Below are 20,328 nucleotides of genomic sequence, written 5' to 3' on the forward strand. Positions count from 1 at the left end.
TTACAATTCATGACCACAAATATAACCAAGCACCAATTTGACCTACGTAGGGATAAGAAAACTTTATTTAATAGGTTTTAATAGATGTTTCATCTTTCAAGGAACTATAATGAGCCTCTTAATCGAGGCTCATTTTTTATTTAAATTTCTGATAATCAATAACAAAATGATACTTTTTTTAGAAAGCGCCATTTTGACCCATTACCAACTTCGTTCAGCAAGAAAATTGTTTACAAAATAAAATTGTTTACTATCTTCTTTATTTTGGTCTTCATTCCATTCTTTTTGTACATCATATAACAACTCTAAAAAACTAGATTTAAATTCTTCTGTTTCATTAGTCAAAAATAAATCAAAGTCATTAATGACTAATATAACTTTAGACTGTTTTATCCAAGAGAGGTCTGTTAAACAATCCTCTAAAGCATCCAAGTTATTACCATAGTATTTTGGGAATAGAAAACTATTTCCAAACTCACGTAAAGCATCACTTTTAGTAGGGCATTGTAGTCCATTTATTGAACCCACAAAACTATCTTTATCAATAATCATATATAAAATTGTTTAATCCTCTATTTCTGTGAAGGTTTTATAGTGGTCATCAGTATAATAAACTTTACCATCACTACCCTTTACCATCCTTTCAGTTCCTCTGGTTTGTCCTTTTGGAGGGGCAGGGTTTATGTCATATTCTTTATAAGTGATAGGTTTGCCATCGGCATCTGTCTTCGGAAGTTTTCCCTCTCTATTTTTAAACTCTACATCACCTTTTTTAGTTCCAGGAATTTTGCCTTTATTTTTTTTAATCCATTTTTTTAGTTTTTTGAGCTTTTTAAGTTTAGAAGCCGCTATATTATAGACTCCTCCACTAATATCTTTCTCTGATACTGCAACTAAAACATCTCCTATAGCATCATTTAGAAGAAAACTTGATACTTCATCGGACGCACTACCATCAGTTTTCTTCATTTCATAACCAAGGGCTTTTATATACCACCTATAATAAGCTCCAGTGCCTTTAATACTCCCTTTTTCCTTAATAATATTAAAAACCTCACTACTTACATAAAATTCAAAATCATAACCATCATCTATGTCAATCACTTGACTTGGGTCATCCTCATTAATAACCTTAGTAGCCCACCCAATAGCTCTTTCACCAATCATACCAGTTGGGTCATTGTATAGAATTGGATTATTATATACATAATGATATGGAGAATAATTGAACTGAGCATCGGCCAACGGGTCAATGTTCATCCACCTGCCAAGATACGGGTCGTAGTTACGTGCCGTAACATCGTACCAATTTAAATCTAATTCATCCTGATACTCCTTACCACCGAACTTTCTCTTAAGTGCAATATTAGTAGAGGCAACGTTATAATTGTAACCTCTGTGTTTCCCACCAAAGGGATAGTAGTTTATGCGTTTTTTTCAACTCTGGCGCACTTTTACGGCATACCTATTCAAAGAGCAGCAACAAAAAAATTTTTAAAGAACGTTTTACTGATGTAAATATAACTGTTTTCCTACTAAATCCGATGTGGTTTTACCTTAGTTTTTTAATGGGCTTTTTTGAGAGCGGAGTACCAATTTCCTATAATTAGCAAGAGGGCATTTTTTGGTTATTATCTAATCCCGCGCAAGTAAAACCTAGTTTTTTGCTCGAACAAAAACCCTCTATCTTTTACTTGCTTCCTTTCCCTCGTCAAGTTACATAAAACGGGTTATAGTACTTCCTCGCACCACCAATGGCGTAGCTATAACCAGTTTTATGTAAAATACTCCCTGCATCCGAACTTCCGACACCTGAAGTTCAGAACATTAATTTTTATTACTTTTAATTAAAACTAAATGATTTGGAAACAGGTATTTTAATTTCTATTCTAGGAGCTTTTTCTGCAATAATAGTTTCACTTATTGGTGCTTGGTTGGCTAATAAAAATACCATTGCATTACAAACAAGGAAGCTAAAAGAAGACCATTATATATTTTACATTGAAGCTCTCCACAACCTTATTGCTGACAATATCGAGGATAATATCAATAAATATGTTTTTGCCAGAGATAAGCTTTTCCTAATAGCTAATGAAGATGTAATAAAAAAGATGTTAAAATATGAGCATGAAGGAGCTGGAAAAGAACAGAGTTTACACGACCTTTATCTAACAGAACTAATAAAATCCATAAGGAAAGATTTAAAATTAAAGGATAAAGATTTCCCTTCCATATATTTTAAAAAGAGTAATAAAAAGGGGTTATAATTTAAGTGCTAACGCCCTACGGTTGTTCCATTTTAAAAGCTGATGCAACCCAACCGCATGTATCGACCTCTGTTACATCAACTTTTAAAACGTTTTCATCGGAAGCAAACGTTTTAAAAAGATGAAGATTTAAAGCTGTTGCGGATCCTGCGCTGGGCAATCTTCGTCTTTTTAAAATGATAGGCAAAGTGCCGATTGAACGTCCCGTAATGTTTTGGGCTATTTGTGGCCACACGCACACATCTTGAAGTATTAAATTTTTGTTCTTTTTCCGTTCGTATTTGTGCGTCGGATTTAGCGGATATTTTACATAATTTACATTATAACTACGGCTTTGGTTTCGGTGGGATGTAGCGGCAGTATTATAATGCCAATTATGTAACTTAGCTTGGGTGATGCGGTGGTAAGGAAGCAAAGCAAGTACAGAGGTGTTTGAGGTACGATAATACTGGACTTGCTTTGCGTGGACTTAGTTTATTCAGATTCTAACCATTTTGACAGCCCTTCCAGTTCATCATGTGGATAGGTAAGTAAAACCAGTTTACAGAGCCAATACATCACGCTTTGTAACTGTTCTCTTTTATAGTGCCTTTCTTCCAGTTGGGTCAACAATAATATACCTTCGAGTAACGATTCTTGCATATAGGCAAGTTGGTTAAAATCAGTAACTGGAAGTTTAATATAGTGCTGTTTGGTTTCGGGGTCTGTTTGCAGGGTACAACCGTACCTTGACTTAAATTCTTGTGGTTTCATTTTGTTATACTTTAAAGGATTAAAAAGATACCCACCGTAGCTTTCCTTCTGCGTATAACGGCAGCACAGGAGTTTCCTTGACCTGTAAGCGTAGTGGGATTTTGTAAAAATACACTTTGTTATTATTTGTGTTATACTTTTAAGGAATAAATATGCATTGTTTTTTTATGGACTTCTGTTATGTGTTTTCATGGAATATATTTTTAGCTTATTGGATGGAAGTTATTTACCATTTCATGCAGGTTCTCTAAATCATCTTGTAAATACCTTTCGGTAGAACTTATGTAACGGTGTCCTGCCAAGTATTGTACTTTTCTAAGGTTGTATTGTCCTAACCAGTTGGTTATTACCGATGCCCTAATCTGTTTCGGGTTTTCTACTTTCTGGTTGTACTTTTTCAGCTTCTTGGTTATCTGTGAAGTAAGTACATTAAACCTCGTATTAATTGGGAACAGTAAATCCGTATAGTTTTTGATTCGCTTTTGTAACAGTGGCAACACTTCGTTTTGGTATTCTATAAATTCCATGATTTGCCAGGGCTTTAATTCCAGTTCCCTTGCATTGCTTTTCCTAGTACTCGGCACATAGATTTTACCTTTGTTAAGCTGTAAATGTTCTGTTTTCAACTTATTCAGACTTGTTGTATTTAAGCCTTGATAGACGATTAATCCCGTTATTACTTTACTTCGTTTTGCTGTTAATCTGTGGTACTTGTCCTTGATGTTTTCTGTTTCAAAAGAGTAGTATAAATCCTCTAGTTCGTCAGCTTCCAACAGATTGTAATTAATGCTTCTCCGTTCTCCTTTTATAATAATGTTATCTATGGGATTGTCCGTCCTGTAAGCTACGTCAATCAAGTAGTTAAAATAGGTCTTTATGCTCCTGACCCTGTGGTTGACCGTCTGTTTTGCTGTACCTTTTCTGTTCAGGTATTTAATGAACTTTAAGCAGGTCTTATAATCGATTTCTATGGGCGTGGTATGGTTACGCTTGCACCATTTTTTAAAGCTTTCTACCTGTTTTTCATTGCCCGTAATGGTGGTTTCGCTGTAAGCTTGCTCCTGTAAATATTGCTTATACGTTTTCATTTTCTATGGTTTTAAGTAAATGGACATATATCTGCGTACTTTCCAATGAGGTGTGCCCCAAAAAGGTCTTTATGGTCTCTAAATCGACGTTGTGCTGCAATAGGTGCGTTGCTATGGAGTGCCTTAGTATATGTGGTGTGATATGCTTTTCTGCAATGGTCTTATCGTTTGCAGCCTGTACAATGGCCTTTAACCTGTTGGCGAAGCTCATACCTTGCATACGTGTACCTTTTTGGTTGATAAACAAAGCTTCGCTTAAATGGCTCTGGTAAAACTCTGGTCGTGCCTCATAAATGTAATCCTCTAATATCTCGGCATTTTTCCTGTTGATAGGCACGAACCTTTCTTTGTAGTTCTTACCCTTTCTAACGTACACTCGTTCTTTGTCAAAAAGGATATCGCTAACATCGAGGTTTACAGCTTCATTCCTGCGCAGCCCACAACTATATAAAACGGTCAATATGGCTTTGTCCCGAAGCCTGATGCGCTGTGCGTCATGGCTATGCTCCGTGGCATTAAAGAGTGTCTTTATCTCTGCCTGTGTCAATATATTTAGCTTTTCTTCGGTAGGGTTGGTCTCGTTTTTCAGGTGTACGTTAAAGTGCTTGTAATTGTGGTTTTGTAAATATTCCTTGAACTTCTTTAATGCCTGTTGATGCTTGTTCAGATAGCTTTTACTAAGTGCGCCGTTGCGCCTTTCGTTAGCCCGTTCTTTGAGCGAGCTATAATAATCCTTTACGGTCTTGGTCGTGATTTCGGTAAGCGTCTTGATGTTCTGCTGTTCCACGTAATAAAAGAACTCCTGTAAATGGTTTGGCAGGTAATACACCGTACTTTCTGCATAACCGAGGATATCCAACCATTCTTTGTAGTTGGCAACGAACATTTTAAATACGTCGTTCTTTAGCTTTAATTTTTTCACTTCGGTATGTGTTTTTTAGACTTTTGTGGCGAGTTGCTATAACTGACTGACTTTCTTGTTTTTAACCTCGCCATTTTGTTGGTGGCGACTTTGTGGCGATATGGCGAGTTCTATCTGTACGATACAGTTCTGCAATGCTTCATTTATCTGTGCTTTCAGATTGGTATATTCGTCCACGTCCACCACTTCAAAGCAGTAACTTTTGGTCTTTGATTTCTTGACCCTTTGTATATAATTCTCTGCTAACAATTGTGCATTGTAACGTCTTAACGTGGTTTCCTTTATTCGTAGGTTTCTTCTAATTTCAGCGTTTGTAAAAGTCTTTTGATTATTGGTCTTTAAGTAGGTTTTCAACTTCTCTAAATGGTTTCTGCATGCTCCTGTAATGGTGTCGCTTTTTCGTAACAGAACATCAATAATCAGTTCGTTAGCCTCCTGTATATCCTCGATTGTGGTTTCGATATATTCTTCGCCTGTTTGCTCGTCATATTGCCTTTCCCTTTGGTACTGTTTGTAAAAGGTTATCGCTTCTATAAACTGTAAATAATGGCTGTTGGTTCTACGTGGTTTAAAGACCGATTTCGGTAATTGTAAATGTTCTGCAAAAGGGTTTATGACCTTGATTGGTTTGAGTACCCTTTGTACATTTTTCAATAATTCTTTGGCTTTTTGTTCCTGCTGTTCGTTTACTTTACCTGCGCTTATCAATCGCTGATAGTCCATTATTTTTTGGTCTTGCGTTTCGCTTTCGTCTATGTAGAGTAAAAAACTGCGGTTGCTGTTATCTTCATAGATACTCTCCTGTGTGGTGCATCCTGCAACACTTACAGGGCCTTCAACCGTTAGGTGTACCGTTTTGGTTGTACCTTTGGTATCTTTATGGACTACCGTTTTTGTAATGCGCTTTTTGGATTGCAGTTCCCTGAGTGGATAGAGTACAGATTCCGCACCGTCCAAGTCTTCTATCAATATTAATTTGTGCTGTAATTCTGTGCGGTTGAAGTAATAAAAGGCGTTTGCTGATAGTACGGTAATTTCCACTTTATCTTCTTCCGGGATGAGTTCCGCAACCTTACTTTGTAAATGTGTTTTTCCAACTCCGGAGCTTCCCAAGCTTATACAATGCAACGGGTTGTTTGTTTTTCTGCTCGTAAATATCAGGTACATGGTTTGCCTGTTGTGTTCTTCGCCAATGACACCGCTTTGACCTATCAATTTGTTGGTCTTGTTCAATAGGTCTTTAGACCTTAAAAAGGTTATGGCTTGTTTTTCTTCTGTTGCCGATAGCTCCTTAAAATAGGGTCTGTGCAGTTCGGCTTCTTTTTCTAGCAACAAAAAGCGGTGGTTTTCAAGTTCTTTGGTCAGTTCCTGTAATGTCTTGCGTGCTACGCTCGTGCCTATCTCCAAGCGTTCTGCAATCTTTCGGGTAAACTTTTCTACTTGGTTGTCGTTGTACAGGTCTATGGAGTGCCTTAGAACATTATGTTGCTTTGGCTTTTGGATGCTCACGGTTACCCGTAAACTTTCCAGTTTGTTAAGCTTTATACCGCCCAGAACGTGTATCTCTAAATGTTTGGTGGTGTACTGGTAGTTGTTCGGATTGGAAGTGTCTAACATTTTTAAAAATATTTTGATAGTACTTTTCAGTTTCAAAAATAACTAATCAATTCTAAATAAACAACATTAATACGATTTGATAAATACTTTTAGGTTCTGTACATTTGCTAAATACTTGATTTAACTGTAATAATAAACACTTATGAGTTTTGGTAAACGTTTGGTAGAAGTAAGGAAGTCTAAAGGGCTTTCACAAGAAGAAGTGGCCAACCATCTTGGTACTAAAGCTCCTGTTATCGGACGTTACGAACGTGGCGAGATGAAGCCGTCCATCGAGACGGCCACTAAACTGGCCGACCTGCTCGAAGTGTCCTTGGATTATTTGGTAGGTAAAACGGATGTGGAGCTGGACAATAAAACCTTGCAGCGTATTCTTGAAGTGCAAAACCTGCCACAGGAAGTAAGGGAGAAGCTTTTTTACTTTATCGATATGTCCATTCGTGATTTTAAGGCTAAAAAAGCATACACATAAAAAAAACCACCCGAAGGTGGTTTTATTTTTATAAAGACTCAGAGTTACAAACTTTATTTGGCATTACTAATATTGTTCATAAAGTTAAGAATCTCATCATTCAAAATTAAATATTTGGAATCTAGTGTTTTATCAACTTTATAGGTGATTATAACATTTAACCCTGCCAGTTCAGAGCGAACTTTTTTATCGATTAATTCACTAAAGTCCACTTTTGAGACAAACTTACCTTTAGTAAAAGTTTTTTCTTCATTTCCAATTTTCAAAGATGACCAATAATAGCTATTGTTCTTTTGAATAATGTAATGCAAATCATAAGAAGCCACTTCACCTTCATAACTTTGGAGTAAAAAATATTGCTTGTGAAAATTTTCTACTTTAATCATTTTTTTAAGTTCATCAAAATCAGCTTTAGTGATATGTTTGAATAAATTAGACATATTCAACCTTGTGAGCTCATCTATTTGGACATCTGTCTTTAAAGTGCTTTCGGTAGCTGATTTCCAAGAATTAAAAGATAAGTCTACGTACTCTTTGTGTGAATCTTGTTTTTTAATGCAACTACTAAGACTCAATATTATTCCTAGAAATAAAAACTTGTAATTCATCATTAAATTAGTTTACTTTCCTTAACGGTATCCCGTGTTCTTTTCTTAATTTATTTTCAAATTTTCTTGCCTTTAACTCTTCTTTACTTAAAGTGTTTGGCACAGCCCCTTCATCAGGGTCTCTAACCCCAGATGAACTCTTATCTCGTAAACCTTCAACGGCACTTCTCGCATGGCCTAATTCATGGCCAAGTCCAATAAAAGCAGGACGTTGGTCACTTCCGTTAACATCTGTTCCCCCATCAGTTAAATCTGGATTATAATTAACTTTCACAAAATCAGAGCCCGCACCAGGTGTCCCGTCCTCTTTAACTTCACTTCTTTCATCTCTATTATCTGGAATAGTCTGGTTTCTTGAAGATTTAAAAATAGTTGTTTTACTATCATCATTAATTAAATCTGAAACTAAATCTGTACCAGCAGAACAAGTATCAGTTCCTCCACAACCACTAATAGTTACGTTGCCGTCGTTGTCTACTTCTAAAGTTTCTGCTGTAAGCTTCTGTAAATCTGTCAAAACTTGAGTTTTAAATTTCTCGTAATCTTCATCAGACATACCTCTAGACCTACCAATGATTATATCGTCAGGAGCCATTCCATCAGGGTCTATAAACCTAAGAGGGTTGTTAAACGCATAATTATATGGGCTATGTCTTCTCATTTCCTCTGCAAGTGGGTCTAGGTTCATCCATCTACCAAGTGCAGGGTCATAGTTCCTTGCACCATAATCGTACCAGTCCAATCCAAGTTCATCATTAAGTTCTTTACCATTGTATTTATATTTCTGTGCGGGATTGGTAGAGTTTACCACATTGTTGTATCCTTTATGGCGCATGCCAAAGGGATAGTAGTTGTTCTCTTCCAGTATTTCAGAAGTCTCTGCAATACCATCATTATCACTATCCTGGTAACTTAGGCGTATATTCCCCAAATGGTCTTTATACTGGTAAACATACTCGTACCCATTCGAGGTATCCACATAGCCCTCGGGGTGGTTAAAGAATTTCAAAGAACTGCCTTCATACACATAGTTACCGGCATAATAGGTAGTATTACCTGTACTTACCGTTTTACTTAACTTAGTGCCTAAGGCATCGTAAATGTAAGAAATTTTATCGTTTTCTAATTGTGTAAACTTTAATTTTCTTGAATGTAGAGATTGGCATAGAAAAACAGTGATTAACATTCCTGTTAACCACTGTTTTTCAATTATTTAAATCCTGTTTTCAAACCATGTCCTAATTTGGGATACTACCCAACTCTCTTTTCAAATATTCAGACTTGTCAACTTCTTTACCCTCTATAAAATAAGATATTTTTTTTATGGAATTATCCTCTTCGTTATACCAAGTTTCAATACCATGTTTTTTGCCATGTTTACAATAAAACTCACCTCCTAAAATTCCACTATAATAATACATTTCTTGCTTGCCTTCTTGGTAGCCGTTAATATATTTTGCAACGAACCTTTTATTACCATTTAAATAATAGTAAATAGCATAACCATGTTTCATTCCTTTTTTATAATCGGAGATACTTATGATAACCCCTTCATTATCTTCTATAACCCATTTGCCATCAGGAAAGCCATCAATGAACGAAACCAAAGAGCGAGAACCATCTAAATATATAATTTTCTTTTGCCCATTTAAATAATTTCCTGCTTCATTTTTAAATCTTACAAAAGAACTATCCTGTGCAAATGATATTTTTAATAATTCATTATTTAAAACTTCATACTTGTATTCTTGAGAAAAACACGGTCTATTAAAAATTATAATGAGACATAAAAATTTAAAAATTACACGCATTGCACCTTAATCTATAAAGTTTTTATTTCTTCTAACAATATCCCTGATAATTTTTCCTTAGTAATTACTTTCTCTATTTCACTTGAAACATATATATCTGATGTGATTTTAAATAAGTGGTCTTCTGATGCAGGCTTATGGAATAAATTATATTTGATGACTTTTTCTTTTGAGAAAAAAGCTTTTATAATATGGTCGGTTCCTGGAACATACTTTGTTCTTTTAACATCTAGCACATCTAAAGCTTTAGTAAATAATGGGACAAAATATTCTTTAGAGTTTCCTTTATAATTTACTTTTGCCTCAATCCATTTAATTGCTTCCCTTTCTGATATTTTATCATTTATAATCTTTTTCATTCTTTTAGACATTAAAGGGAAAGCTAAGTCATTAGGCAAATAGTCTAACCATATTTCACTTTCACCATTGAAATCTTCACTCACATCAATTCCTTTAGATGTTTCTGTTATCTTTTTTAGAGTAAAATCTTCTGGAAAGCTATTTTTTAATTCTAGCACGGGAATTAACTCAAAACCTAAAATTCCTTGCTCTCCGTAAAAAGCACTAGGGGTTGAATTTCCTCTATTATGCCAATTTATTGAATAATACTTTTCTACTATTTCCATCCTGCTTTTCTTAGTAATTGTGGGTTCTTTATTACTGGTTTTTTAACATAAGCATTGAACAGTTGAATAAATTTGGCTTGATTACCACCTGAACCATGAGCTGCTCTTATCATACCATCATATACAAATTTATGATATTCATTTGGATGACGTCCTAAATGATGAGGTAAAGCCATTTTATTCCATGCTCCATCTAAACTAAGACCGAATCGGTGAGCTATCTTTTCCATTAGTGGTGTCCAGAACTTATTTTTATTTGTTGCAAAATGATGTATTTGTGTCGGTAAAGCACTAGCGGCCACTCTACTAAAACCAAGAAATTTGCCAGCGTTTCCAAGAGCTATTAAGAAAAATGGTGAATCTATACCCATTGGAGATACGAGACCACTAGCCCTCGTATTTATTCTTTCTTGTTCCTTTATTTTTAGCTCATACCCAAATGATAACAGAAAGCCAAAATATCCATTAGCAAAAGTTCTACTTTCTAGAAATGTATCCAAACTAGCAGAAAAAACCATAGATGTACCAGTATTTGTATTCCATCCAAAGATTTCAATTGCCATCTGTATTGCTATTGGAGCGACTATTTTTCCATATTCTACCGCGGAATACCAGCCAGCAGGCTTAGAGCTATCAACTCCACCAGCATGATAATATTTTGTTACAATTCCTCTCCTTCCAGATCTCCTCTTTATATGTTCAGTTTTTGTTTGCCCCTCATTTGGAGTATTTGTAAAACCTCCTTTTCCATCGGGAAACCAATCTGTTCTACCACTTCCTGATGCATCCCATAGTTTTTGCATCCAACTTGGCATATTACCATCCGCTCCACTGGGGTCAGCCCAAAACACTGGATTATTGTCAAAGGCTGTGTATGTAGATTGGCTATAATGAGTAACTGGGTCAATAGAAGTAAACCTAGCTATGGCTGGGTCATAACTTCTAACATCCATTTCATAGAGATTCATCCCTAAAGCCTCTTCATACTCAACACCGTTATATTTCCATTTTAAAGCAATATTCGAGGATATAGGGTTGTTGTTATATCCCTGATGTTTCAAACCAAAAGGATAGTAGTTGTTCTCTTCCAGTATTTCTATTTTAGAATTGATTACTAATACATTGTCCAAATAAAAATAAGTAGAAGTACCGTTATCACCGGCTATCCCTTTTTCTACTTTTATCCTGATCTTAGAACCGGTGGTAACATCATAAGAACCACTAATAAATCCATTAGCATCAGAATCAATAACTGTAGTTTTAAGTTTTACATAATTGTTATCATGCTCATAGATAACCAGTACCAGTTTTTCTGTAGTGGCTTTATCCAATAACAGTTGATAATTGATCTTATCTCCAACAGTTACATCATAATATTTCTGTACGCCAGCCCATTGGTTGGAAGCTGTCACTTTTAACTTTTGATTCTCATTAACTAAAGTTGCCGATTGCCCCTGCCAACCACCTGTTCCGGAGTCAAAAGTATCATTGTCTAATGTAACGGAATTATTATCCTGATAGCTCAACCTCACATTCCCCAAATGATCTTTATACTGGTAGACATACTCATAACCGCTGGAGGTATCTATATATCCCTCAGGGTGGTTAAAGAATTTCAAAGAACTGCCGGTGCCTGTATCTTCATATACATAGTTACCGGCGTAATAAGTAAAAGTAGTATTAGCACCTTCTACAACCTTCTTTTCCATTTTAACACCGGTGGCATCGTAAATGTAAGAAATATTTCCGCTACTTAGTACTACATGTGTAGGTAAATTTAGATGGTTGTAAGTAATATTAGATGAAATGCCTTTATTGGCATCCGTTAACATGTTACCGTTACTGTCATATGTATAATCATTGGCGGTATCGGTGGCAGCATTAACAGCATCATCCTTAAATCCGTATTGGTCCAGTGTGGCGGCATCAGCTACCTTTAACAGTTTGTTACTATTAGCCTGGTAGGAATAGGTTAAATTATCCATTTCCCCATAGCTGGTAACCGTACTGCCACTCATAGTCCTTACACCTTGTCTTACTAAACTAGTAATGTTGCCATTTTTGTCATAGGCCACTGAGCTCAGGTTATAATTACTTGAAATGTTGGTCCCACTGGTAATTCTATTAAGGGCATCATAACTGTATTTATACCATTTTAAACCGTTATCGGTGTTGGCTGTTTTCCATTCGGTCTCGGAAATATTACCGTTATATAGCTTTTTGTCGTTACTGGTATGATGGTCTATTGTGTTATAATTTATTTTAAAGCCAAATAGGGCATTCCCCAAACTTGCAGGGTTATTGATCTGTTTTAACCAGCCCCTGATATTATAGGCATAATTTACGGTTTGTAACCCGGAAGAGTTTTCTATGGTACTGTCAACATCCCCACCAACTTTTTTGTGCTCCAATTGGCCCAGGTCGTCATAACCGTTTAAGACAATAAGCTCATCAGCCAATGCGTTGATCTTTTGTTTTTGAGATATTAAGCGTCCCACATGATCATAAGTGAAAAAATCTTTGGAGGTAATAGTAGGATACCCTATTTTATCATGGGTAGAAGTGGTTTCTTCTACCAGCCCTGTAAAATCCAGTTTGCTTTTAACCTTATCAGTCGTATCCAGATAATCATTAAAGCTATAGACATAGACCGGCCTGGATTTGTCGTCATAATAGGTCACGGTGGTGATCCAGTCACTGGTAGTCAATACCTTTACCTTGCTTCCCGTAGCTAAGCCTTTAACATTGGTTTCAGGAGTTATCCCATAAGCACTCTCTGAGGCACCACCAGCTAAGTCAAAGGTATAGTTGTCATAATAGTTAACGGTTAAGATGTCAATACTTGCATTAGGAAAATCATCATTAGTGTAATAGGTATTGGCATAACCTGTACCTGATGTGACCTTAGCCTCGTAATTATCTGCAGCACTTTTATTATTAAAAGTATCCTGTAAACCGGTTCTGGTGCTGTTGGAATCATAAGTCCCCGTATAGATCACCCTGCCAAGGATATCATATTTGGTAAACAACCATTCGTCAGTAGAAGGCACCCTTTGGTTGGCATCTTGTGTCAATACCGGCCTGTCCAGGTTGTCATACACAATATATTCCCAGTCTTTCCCGGGAATTTTCTTTTCCACCAAACGGTTCCTGATGTCGTATTTATATTGATAACACAATTCCGCAAGCTCGGTAGCATCCGGCAAGGAGGTATGCGCCTCCGCCTTTGGAGGGAGTACATAGCTAAGGTTACCATAATCATCATACACATAATAAGTGTCATGCGCCGCATTGGCCTCTCCCGGATCTGAAGTGTCCCCGTCCATATTAATATCACTGGCCCCATACGTACGCTTTAAGACCACACGGCCCTGTTTGTCTTTAAACTCCTCGGTGGTATGGTTGGTACCACTGGTCCAGTTCTCATCCTTAGTAATGGTTTTATAAAGCTCCCCGGCCTGATAATAACCATTGTTGTTCCCGGCACTGGTATCCAGAACCAGGGTAGGGTTATAAGTTATAACATTGTCAACAGTACTGGGTGTAGTACCGGCCTCATAGCGTCTGACTTCACTCCCCGTATTGGTTTGATAGTCAAACTTTATGGTATGGTCCGTATCGTTTTGTTTGTCCAAAGCCCAATCCGCTCCCGGTGCTGCCTGTTCCAAGACCCTGCTAAGCGGTGAAGCTTCCAAATGCTTTTCAGCATAGGGGTTGACCGTACTCTGGGTCATCCCTGTAAAATCATTGGCAAACCTGCTGGCATTGTAGTAATAAGTTTTAGTATCACTTTCCGCATTGCTTTGAAAAGCGGCACAAGCACTTACCGGATATGGTAGAAACTCTTTGTCCTGCCTGCCGTATGAGTCATAACCTATATGGGTCACAATACTTTCACGGTTCCCCCCGGCGCGCATACCAACGCTTTGCATGGGCCTGCCCAGGCCGTCAAAATAAGTAACACTTTCAATTTTATCGTCATAGCCCAATCCGACGGACACATCCGTAGTTGGCTTCCTGGGGGTTATGGTATATACGTAGTTTTCATCACTTAAGCTACAGTCCGGGCAGCCATTGTTGGCCGCCACCCCTGAAATGGTAGGGCACTGGTCTGTATTATCGGTGACATACCCTGCGGGGGCCACACTATAAAAAACACTGACTGCCGGGTCCCCGAAACCATCCCCGTCTATATCCTGGTAAAAATTCTGGGGGGCGATGTTGGTAATGTGTACCGTAGAGTCATCATAATCACTGTTGTTGGACACATAACCTGAAGGCTGGGAACAGGCCGATTGCGAAGTATTAGGATCCCCATAGCTATCCCCGTCCGAATCGGCATACCAGGTAGAGGGTTGGGTAATACTATAACTCACCGTTCTGGCCGTACTCCAGCATCCGGAGGTATTGTTCCGGGCACGCAGGTAATACACCGTACCGCTGTTACGGATCTCTGTTGAAGCAGAATTAGTAGTACTGGTCCCGCTGGAGCTGCTTTGCCAATACCAGGTAATCCCACTGGGAGGTGTCCCACGGGTCAGTACCGTATTGCCACAGTTATTGGTAATGGCAGGCATATCAGGTATAGCAGGAACACTATTGATGGTATAGTTCACTGTTCTGGCCGTACTCCAGCACCCGGTAGTATTGTTTCGGGCACGCAGGTAATAGACGGTACCACTGGTACGGGTGACTGTTGAAGCAGAATTAGAAGTACTGGTCCCACTGGAGGAGCTCTGCCAGTATAAGGTCTGTCCGCTGGGATGGCTTCCTCTGGTAAGTACCGTATTGCCACAGTTATTGGTAATGGTAGGTGTAGCAGGCGTAGCAGGAACACTGTTAACAGTATAATTCACACTACTGGAAGCCGTACTCCAGCACCCGGTGGTATTGTTTCTGGCACGCAGGTAATAGATCGTACCACTGGTACGAGTTACTGTTGAAGCCGAATTAGAAGTACTGGTCCCACTGGAAGAGCTTTGCCAATACCAGGTAATCCCGCCTGGGGAAGACCCTTTGGCCAATACGGTGTTCCCACAGTTAGTGCTTTGCACCGTTGGAGCCGTAGGTGTCCCAGGGAGGTTGTTAATAGTATAGTTGACCGTTCTGGCCGTACTCCAGCACCCGGAGGAATTGTCCCTGGCACGCAGGTAATAGACCGTACCACTGGTACGGGTCACTGTTGAGGCTGAATTAGAAGTACTGGTGCCGCTGGAACTACTTTGCCAATATAAAGTCTGTCCGCTGGGATGACTTCCCCTGGTAAGTACCGTATTGCCGCAGTTATTGGTTATAGTAGGAGCAGGTGGCGTACCGGGTGTTGAAGGTTGCGCATTCACCGTAACACTGGCCGACGGATTAGAAGACACCGACCCTGAAGTGGCCGTTATGGTATAGGTCCCCGGTGGGGCTGTTACCGTGGCTCCTGAAAAACTAACCCCCGTTGACGGGCTTGCCGAATAAGTATATGCCGAATTGTGATTGATGATAAGAAAGTTTCCAGTTGCTGTGGTACAGGTAGGTTGATTGACGGCACTTAAGGTAGGTGTGGGCGGGGTGGACCCTATCACCACATTTAGGCCGCCTAAAAGGATCATCCCATCGGCACAGGAGACCATGCCTGATCCGGCACTACCCCAATTGACCGTCACGGAGTATTGTGTCCCGTTTATTGATTTAGGGCCTATAGTACCTCCTGTTACCGTCCATTTAAGCTTGTGGGTACTTCCGTCATCATAGGAATAAGTATGCGTACTGTTTTCCGATACGGATGTTGGGCCGCTAACGTTTTGCCCTGCTATTAGCTGAGAGGCCAATAGAACAAAAACTATTAAAAGTGTTTTACTGATATCTGAATATTTCATTTTATGTAACATGGTAATAGCTTTTATTGGTATAACACCTGATTTATATTGAGGATATAGATGTCTTCGTCAGACGTATTTGGGTTCATAATTATGGCAGCTGTTATGCCCTGGGCATTACTCTGCAGATTAAAATCTACCGGAGCTCCGTTTAAGCTCATTGCCAAACCAATGTTTCCCGTGGAGGTCTGTGGATCCCAGTTTTCTATGGTATTGTTTATATGGAATACCGTAGTGGTTGAAACCCCCTGGTTGGTCTGTTCCCAGGTAAGCAGGTTACCGTTTCTCTTTACAGTTGACGTTACTATGGTCTGGCGTTGTTCAAAGGACGCCAGGTTACTTTTTAGCGTAAATGCTAAGGGTGCTGTTTGGGCCGATACTGCCCAGGTGCTTAATGTAAGTATGGATGTTATTACCAGGAGATATACTATATTTTTCATTGGTGTGTGTTTTAATAGTGAAGATGTTACTGCTGCCCTTTATAATGGTACTGGTTTTGGGATAAGATGTTGCCATTGGCATCCTTGACCGATTCTAAGCGGTTAAAGTCATCGTATTTGTAATAGGTAGTATAGCCCTTAGGGTCGGTGATACTGGTAACCCCTATAAGCGGATCATAGGTATAGGTGGTAACCAGGGCGTTATCTAAGTTACTATGGCTCCTGATATTTGCCAATGCCTGACGTAAGGCCCCTTCATTTCCCTGGTAGTTTATACTGCCATCCGGATTGATAATATCCACGGTTCTGTCATTATCAGCACCTGAAGCCGTTTCTGCAGCTGTGATCAAACTTTGTATGGAACTGGCCTGAGCAGATGTAAAGTTCTCTATCTTGGCTATAGGGTATTCCTTGCTATAACCCCAAATGTAAGTAATGGAAATCCCGTTTTCTTTCTTTATTTCCAGTAAATTGCCGTGGCTATCATAAGCGTTGTATGTTAAAAGGTGTTCAAGATTGGCCGGGTCATCGGTTCCCTTTAAACTTTCTTCCTTAAAAGGTAGTATATGCCCATTTTCAGATTTGAAAATCGTTTTACTCGTTTGTAAGGGTTTGGTATCCTTATAAGATTTTGTTATTATGGGCTGAGAGATTCGGTTCTCCTGTACCAGTTCAGTCATATAAGGTTCGGCGCCGACTAAATCCGGTGGGTAGGTTCTATTGACTATTAACTCCTCTCCATTTGTTATTTGGGTAATTTCTTTAGTAGGTTGAAAGTGGTTGCTGCTTTCATATAGATACTCCTTAGAGGTTTCCACTTCACCTGAGCTGAATAACACTTTTTCTGTGGTCTTGATCAGCCTGCTTACTTCCGGTTCTATAGTATACCATATATCTAATGGTATTAAGGTGTTGTTCACCATGAAGTTTGATGCCAATAATGCATCAACACCCGTAGGCTGCTTAAAAGACTCATAGGTATTGGTAGTCTGACGAACTAAGGTGCTATTTTTATCATAAACCTTACTGGATGCAAGTTTTCCGGACATATCAGTTTGAATATGCGGCGGGAAAGGAAGCATTTGAAGTGCTGAGCTCCATTGATAGTCCTCCTCCAGTTCATAAAATGTTTTGGGTAGAATAAAAGTAGACTCCGTTGTGCCCTCATTTGCAAGTTCAGTGACCTTCCCGTAAAGAATATGATTTCCTATAAAGTCGGTTCTAAAAGGAGAAGTCCCGTTTGGGGAAAAATAATAAAACTTTCCTTCTTTATAATCACTTTGTTGCGCATGCTCCGGCATTAAAGTCATATCAATTCGGCCTCCTCTTGTCCAATCTCCGTAATCCCATTCAAATAGATTGCTCATAAACGGTGTATGAACCAGTTTCCCGTTTTCGTACTGATACACTTTTTCGAAGGCTAAACTGCCACCTGAATCTTTAAATTGCATTTTTTTTACTCTAAGGCCTCCAACCAGCGTTGAAGTAGGTTGAGATGCATTAAAGTGTTTTACCTCGGCCCGGGAGTAGTAACAGTATTCACCATTTGTTTGCCATACCGGGTCCAGTTCTAACCGAAGATTTTTGTTCAAGGGCAAGGGTTCAGTTCCCTGAGTGGAATATAAATTGCTGGATAAGCTTTTACTAATTAAGATTTGGTTGGTATCATTATCGTATATTCTTAATTGCCAATTAGATGCTACATTACAGGCCCCTCCTAATTGCGGGTTCCAGGGTGGCCCTCCCTGTATGGTATAATCCAAATACGGGGACACTACATTGAATGTATTAAAATGCTTGACCGCTATGTTTCCCTGCGTAGCACCCAGACTGTTAAATGAACCAAAAAGGGACATTTCACTAAAACTTTGCAGATATCCGGAAGATATGGGCGCCTCTAACTCATGACTTTCATATTCTAATTCGGTACTGCCTCCAGTGGGATATGTTACCTTGCTTAAGTTGCCTTGATTTGCGTGGGTGGTTGAAACTTCCCTACCATTCCAAACGATCCCCCATGCATTCATTTTAGTAGACTCATCCTGCCAGGTACTACTTTCCGCCAGTAATACGTTTATGTAATCACTCTTTGGATATAAGGACTTATTGGCGTCATGACCATTATAAAACCCCCAAATATCTTTTCCTCTGGACAGGCGGGAGGTCAGATAATCGCTATTATATTCAAAATTATAAGTACGGACAACATTATTGGCAGCATCGGTTTCTTCCAAAGTATCTAATCTCAGGCGTTTTTCTGCATACGGAATAAAAGCCGAGGCTTTTGCGCTACTGTTTGTATAGGCTGTGGGATATGAAATTGTAACTCCAGGATCTTTCGAATAGTATGAATAAATAAACTTGAATTTTTTTACAACACTGGTTTTATGATACACAATGATCTCATTCAATGTTTTTGGACTTTCCCCCGCGGGCACAGGAAAAAGATCCAGCCTGTTGTCCGTATAAACAAAACTTACCTTAGTATCACCGGCAATTATTTCTTTAATTATTGGTTTTTCTTTTACTGCCACGTTTATTCTGTTAGATGACATTTCACATGGCGCATATGATGTACTGAATACCCCGAAAGTTGAATTTGTTGTCAGGGCACCCGTCCCAAAGACGGCCCTAATATATTCTTCCAAAATAGGATCCAAATCCGGTCTGCTCCATGTGGCCGCAGGAAAAATTGCAACTGAGGATACGTCAGGATATGTCATACTTATCTCTTCATACGATTCAGTATCATAGCTAAACGTAATTTCTCTACCTGTTTTACTACTGCTATATGTAGTAAGATACCACGCATCGGGCATCATGTCTAAAGGTGTGCTTCCTGATATATCCGTACTTCCGTTAAGCTCTATGGCATTGTTTGACTCTGCGAAGGTTAGATGATGGCCATTCGACATTTTAAATACCCAATCCGACCAGTCTAAGGTTGTACCCGATGGGTTGGTATTTATGATTTCGGCATCGCTTTGAGTAAATAGTACGGGTGTTTTATTCTGATCGAAGAAGAATTTGCCCGAATACCCTACGCCATTGAAGGCAAATAAATCCGGTTGACTATCAAAATAGCCGTTCCCTAAATTGGTTATAAAGGTATTATAACCCTGGGTCTCTGCTAAATTGGTTGAAGAATCTCCTAAAAAAGTATAAAGATCCGTTAATCCGGAATTATTGTACCAGCCGCGTATATTGGGTGGTGTACCGGCTGAATTATAGTAATTATCATTTCCGTAGTTGCCTTCATCTCTTCTGCCCCTGGCGGTTCTGGACAAAACACCACCGTAGTTTAAGTTCCATTTAAGGCCCACAGAGCCTGATAATTCATCGACGCGAATTCCAGAAGTGTCATAACTCAGGCTTATGGGTACATTTAAATCCCCATATTGAACTTCAAATATTGGAATTTCTATATTTGCCGCTCCCGAACTTAAGTTCATCGGCATAGTAATATACTTCCCTAAAGTTGCCGCTTCAGGAGATTTCGGTTCCATGGATAAGTTGGGATTTTCCGCATTGTAGGATCCTGTTTGAGCATTTACAATAAATGTGCTGACTAGGACCTTTAAAATAAGTATAAGACGTTTTGCATTCATAATTACATGGTTTTAATTACTATGAGCTTATAAATGTATTCCTACGCCTGAAATTAAAAGTAAGGGAAACCCTTACTTCGGGTAAGGGTTAATAACTTTTTATAATTATTTAATAATCAATGTGTTACAAATATTCGATTTGTTGATTAAGCGCCGCAAGGGGTATCCGGCATGACGAAACCCCTTTTGTGAAGCGGTTTTAAAGGAGGGCGCTGAATTGTTGATAACTTTATAGGTAACAACCTTACTTAA

Annotated in this window: 16 protein-coding genes; 2 read left to right on the forward strand and 14 right to left on the reverse strand. The window is 38.7% G+C overall.

The features are described from left to right. Positions 1–201 precede the first annotated feature (201 nt). Positions 202–552 carry a barstar family protein gene (locus tag Q0983_RS06980; RefSeq protein ID WP_299550633.1) on the reverse strand — a complete coding sequence of 117 codons (351 nt, stop codon included), beginning with the start codon at positions 550–552 and terminating at the stop codon, positions 202–204. A gap of 12 nt (positions 553–564) precedes the next feature. After that, the gene (locus Q0983_RS06985) at positions 565–1,428 is read right to left on the reverse strand and encodes a ribonuclease domain-containing protein (protein WP_299550990.1); all 864 of its coding nucleotides are present in this window, start codon (positions 1,426–1,428) and stop codon (positions 565–567) included. 434 nt (positions 1,429–1,862) lie between these two features. Here Q0983_RS06985 and Q0983_RS06990 point away from each other — a divergent pair, with 434 nt between their 5' ends. Continuing rightward, positions 1,863–2,267 (forward strand): hypothetical protein, encoded by a 405-nt coding sequence (locus tag Q0983_RS06990; RefSeq protein ID WP_299550635.1) that lies wholly within the window; start codon positions 1,863–1,865, stop codon positions 2,265–2,267. 16 nt (positions 2,268–2,283) lie between these two features. Here the strand turns inward: Q0983_RS06990 and Q0983_RS06995 are convergent, their stop codons facing one another. The 5 genes from Q0983_RS06995 to Q0983_RS07015 all read right to left on the reverse strand — a co-directional run bounded on the left by Q0983_RS06995 (position 2,284) and on the right by Q0983_RS07015 (position 6,647). Beyond that, a complete protein-coding gene (locus Q0983_RS06995) occupies positions 2,284–2,502 on the reverse strand; it encodes a hypothetical protein (RefSeq protein WP_299550637.1) in 219 nt (72 codons plus the stop codon). A 239-nt stretch (positions 2,503–2,741) separates the two neighbouring features. After that, positions 2,742–3,020, reverse strand: coding sequence for a hypothetical protein (locus Q0983_RS07000; RefSeq protein WP_299550639.1), 279 nt, complete (start codon positions 3,018–3,020; stop codon positions 2,742–2,744). 203 nt (positions 3,021–3,223) lie between these two features. Beyond that, positions 3,224–4,108: a tyrosine-type recombinase/integrase gene (locus Q0983_RS07005; protein WP_299550641.1), complete on the reverse strand. Its 885-nt coding sequence runs from the start codon at positions 4,106–4,108 to the stop codon at positions 3,224–3,226. Continuing rightward, on the reverse strand, positions 4,095–5,030 hold the full coding sequence (locus tag Q0983_RS07010; RefSeq protein WP_299550643.1) for a tyrosine-type recombinase/integrase: 936 nt from the start codon (positions 5,028–5,030) through the stop codon (positions 4,095–4,097). Before Q0983_RS07010 ends, Q0983_RS07005 begins: the two co-directional genes overlap by 14 nt. Positions 5,031–5,066: 36 nt before the next feature. Next, the gene (locus Q0983_RS07015; RefSeq protein WP_299550645.1) at positions 5,067–6,647 is read right to left on the reverse strand and encodes a hypothetical protein; all 1,581 of its coding nucleotides are present in this window, start codon (positions 6,645–6,647) and stop codon (positions 5,067–5,069) included. A gap of 142 nt (positions 6,648–6,789) precedes the next feature. Between Q0983_RS07015 and Q0983_RS07020 the strand changes: the two genes are divergently transcribed. Continuing rightward, positions 6,790–7,119, forward strand: a complete 330-nt coding sequence (locus Q0983_RS07020) for a helix-turn-helix transcriptional regulator (protein ID WP_299550647.1) — start codon at positions 6,790–6,792, stop codon at positions 7,117–7,119. 53 nt (positions 7,120–7,172) lie between these two features. Here the strand turns inward: Q0983_RS07020 and Q0983_RS07025 are convergent, their stop codons facing one another. Genes Q0983_RS07025 through Q0983_RS07055 form a run of 7 tightly spaced genes read right to left on the reverse strand, consistent with a single transcriptional unit; the run spans position 7,173 to position 20,076 of the window. Next, positions 7,173–7,730 carry a hypothetical protein gene (locus tag Q0983_RS07025; RefSeq protein ID WP_299550649.1) on the reverse strand — a complete coding sequence of 186 codons (558 nt, stop codon included), beginning with the start codon at positions 7,728–7,730 and terminating at the stop codon, positions 7,173–7,175. 4 nt (positions 7,731–7,734) lie between these two features. After that, complete coding sequence (locus Q0983_RS07030) at positions 7,735–8,913, reverse strand: RHS repeat-associated core domain-containing protein (protein WP_299550651.1); 1,179 nt, start codon at positions 8,911–8,913, stop codon at positions 7,735–7,737. 52 nt (positions 8,914–8,965) lie between these two features. After that, positions 8,966–9,538, reverse strand: coding sequence for a hypothetical protein (locus Q0983_RS07035; protein ID WP_299550652.1), 573 nt, complete (start codon positions 9,536–9,538; stop codon positions 8,966–8,968). Between the two features lie 11 nt (positions 9,539–9,549). Then, entirely contained in the window at positions 9,550–10,164 is a 615-nt protein-coding gene (locus Q0983_RS07040; protein WP_299550655.1) for a DUF1629 domain-containing protein, read from the reverse strand. After that, complete coding sequence (locus Q0983_RS07045; protein WP_299550657.1) at positions 10,155–16,040, reverse strand: DUF6443 domain-containing protein; 5,886 nt, start codon at positions 16,038–16,040, stop codon at positions 10,155–10,157. The genes Q0983_RS07040 and Q0983_RS07045 overlap by 10 nt, the downstream gene beginning before the upstream one ends. A gap of 11 nt (positions 16,041–16,051) precedes the next feature. After that, on the reverse strand, positions 16,052–16,468 hold the full coding sequence (locus Q0983_RS07050) for a hypothetical protein (protein WP_299550659.1): 417 nt from the start codon (positions 16,466–16,468) through the stop codon (positions 16,052–16,054). Positions 16,469–16,494: 26 nt separating this feature from the next. After that, a complete protein-coding gene (locus tag Q0983_RS07055; protein WP_299550661.1) occupies positions 16,495–20,076 on the reverse strand; it encodes an RHS repeat domain-containing protein in 3,582 nt (1,193 codons plus the stop codon). Between the last annotated feature and the right edge of the window lie 252 nt (positions 20,077–20,328).

It is taken from the genome of Seonamhaeicola sp. (assembly GCF_028281565.1).
GTDB lineage: Bacteria > Bacteroidota > Bacteroidia > Flavobacteriales > Flavobacteriaceae > Seonamhaeicola.